This window comes from Aminobacter sp. P4_D5 (genome assembly GCF_056401815.1).
The window spans coordinates 1-552 of record NZ_JBFUIP010001228.1; the positions used below are offsets into that span (position 1 = coordinate 1).

Sequence of the window (552 nt, forward strand, 5' to 3'; positions counted from 1 at the left end):
GGCGCTGTTTCTTGATGTCGTCGGCCTCGTGGCGCCCCAACGGCGCTGCGTCCTGCTGGGCCAGCTCATCTTCGGGCGGGACGGCTCGAACTTTTCCGCCGCGACGGCGATGCTGCCGCTGATCCCGCCGGAGCGGGTCGCCGAGCCCGCCTGCTCCTTGCCCTTCACCATGCTCGCCAATCCCTCGCGCAGGCCGCCGCCCGCGCTGGTCGAGGCCATGCTGGAGGCGGGGTTGCGGCCCTATCCCGACGTGCTGGCGGAGCTCATCCGGCAGGTTCCGCCCGGTGCGGAGGGGGATGGCGCCTTTCGCCGGCTCGCGGCGCTGGACCTCGGCGCCGTCGCCGCGGATTCGCGCGACGGCACGCGGCGGCGGATGCCGGTGCTGGCGCAGCTTGGCGAGGACGTGCTGGCGGAGCGCGCCGCGCGCGCCGAGCCCTTGCTCGGCCGTTGGGCCACATTGGTCGAAGCCGTGCCGGACACCCTGGCCTGTGCCGTCCTGCCGCGCCCGGCCGTCAACGGCTGGCTCTCGATCGGCGAGGAGTCCCCCTGGAC

General features: G+C 74.3%; 1 protein-coding gene. It reads left to right on the forward strand.

Features of this window, described 5'->3' with window-relative positions; genetic code table 11:
* On the forward strand, window positions 1-552 hold a 552-nt coding region (locus AC1DWF_RS37640; protein ID WP_476843510.1), incomplete at both ends, for a hypothetical protein.